This is a genomic window from Burkholderia sp. SCN-KJ (genome assembly GCF_024656005.1).
Taxonomy (GTDB): domain Bacteria; phylum Pseudomonadota; class Gammaproteobacteria; order Burkholderiales; family Burkholderiaceae; genus Burkholderia.
In genome coordinates this window covers 1-1,712 of record NZ_JANKOG010000078.1, presented here as the reverse complement: position 1 = coordinate 1,712, position 1,712 = coordinate 1, and the positions used below count along the sequence as shown (strand labels likewise).

The window sequence follows — 1,712 nt, the reverse complement described above, 5'->3', positions numbered from 1 at the left end:
AGCCGACTGAGGTAGAGCTCTGCGTGAGTCGTCGCTTTGAGATCGAACTTCAGATGCGTGAAGATATAGGCGAGCGGGCCGCAGGTCGTTCGGGCTAAGGAGTGACCCTGCCGGCGCGCCAAGCATCTCGTCGCGGCCGCACGGCGAAGGTGAAGCCCGCTACGTATCTTCGCGCGCCTGACGACACCATTGCCCTGGCGTCGTGCCTATCCTGTCGGTAAACACGCGCGGGAACGCTGCCATGGATCAATACCCAACTGACTCAGCCTCGGCCTCGGTCGTCATCGCCGGTTTCTTTAGTTCGTTGTAGGCAAGGCTCATCCGGATAGCGGTCGACAGTTCGAAGGCCAACCGCCACAACTTGCTCTGAAAGTGCCGCATGAAGGTGGCGCGCGGCATGCTGCACAAGTCGTCAAGAGCCAGATACGTCTAGACATAAACGAGCGCGCGGCGGGGCGTTCGGGCGAAGAAGTGGCGCCGCCGGCGCATGGCACCTCATTGAGGTCACGAACCGAAAACGAAGCGCGTTACCTGTCTTCGCGCGCCTGACGACACCATTGCCCCGGCGTCATTCCCATCTTGTCGGTGAACACGCGCCGGAATGCCGCCACGGATCGATACCCCACCGACTCGGCCACGGCCTCCGCAGTCATCGCCGGTTTCTTCAGCTCGTTGGCGGCAAGGCTCATCCGAATATCGGTCAGCAGTTCGATGGCCGAACGACCCAGCTTGTCCTGAAAGTGTCGCATGAAAGTGGCACGTGACATGCTGCACAATTCGGCCAGATCAGGCAGATTCCAAGGTCGCGCCGGATCGGTGAACATGGCTGAAATGGCAGGGGCCAGTCGTGGATGACCGGCCAGCGCCAGTAAGCCTGCCGGCGCATGCTCGGATTCGCTCGCCGCGCGTAGTGCCAGTGTGAACAGCGCCGAGGAAAGTGCGTTGAGTATTGCGTATCGGCCTGGTTTTTCGCCGGCAGACTCCATGCGCATCAACCCGACGAGACTTGCCAGGTGGCTCGAAGCAGACCCGGTGCGCTCTTCAGGCTGGCAGTCCATTGCTCGTACCACTAGATTCGTAGGGAGGTAATTGCGAATTAGGCGATCATGAGGCGGCCCGATGAAGAATCGCCCGCACAACATGTCCAGACGCTCGCCCTGACCGTCATTCTCACTGAGCGTCCATCCTCCGGTACCTTGGCGATTGAAGGTAAGCCCGGGGTCATGTCCGCTGCCATCGTGCAACACGTGTGCCGACCCGTGAGGCAGCAGCACGATGTCTCCGCCCAGCAACTCACTCGCCGTCCCTGTCTCCGGATCTTCAATAATAGCCCGACCCTCGAGCACGACGTGGTAGGGAATCTCGTGCGCCGCGGACTTAGCCCAGGGCACACGCCATGGCGCGCCGTAGGTGCAACGGACCTCCAGCTGGCCAGTAATGGTGATCATTTGCAGGAGATTGCTCAGCCAGTCAACTTGGCACATAGGACCTCGGGAGCTTGAAACCCTCAAACATCTTATCGTGGTTGTGTACCGGTTGTATTCACTACATGACCTGTGGCGTGAACTGATCGGACACATAGTGCACGAGCGCGCTGGGCCGAAGTTGGAGGCTCGAAGGGGAAAGCCCGGACACGATCCCGAAACTCATTTCCGGGTGCATCCGGGCTTCTGCGCTACGGTCACATCAAATGACACCGTTTGGGACCCTGG

The 1,712-nt window shown here is 60.2% G+C and carries 1 protein-coding gene and 1 pseudogene; both read right to left on the bottom strand.

Features of this window, described 5'->3' with window-relative positions:
- Positions 1-159: 159 nt before the first annotated feature.
- A pseudogene (locus NQV17_RS37690) lies at positions 160-411 on the bottom strand (helix-turn-helix domain-containing protein); the annotation flags it as partial.
- A gap of 116 nt (positions 412-527) precedes the next feature.
- Positions 528-1,484: an AraC family transcriptional regulator gene (locus NQV17_RS37685; RefSeq protein WP_257776144.1), complete on the bottom strand. Its 957-nt coding sequence runs from the start codon at positions 1,482-1,484 to the stop codon at positions 528-530.
- Positions 1,485-1,712: the final 228 nt, after the last annotated feature.

Excerpts from the sequence above, each read along its gene's own strand:
- NQV17_RS37685 (WP_257776144.1), bottom strand. The coding sequence starts at position 1,484 with ATGTGCCAAGTTGACTGGCTGAGCAATCTCCTGCAAATGATCACCATT.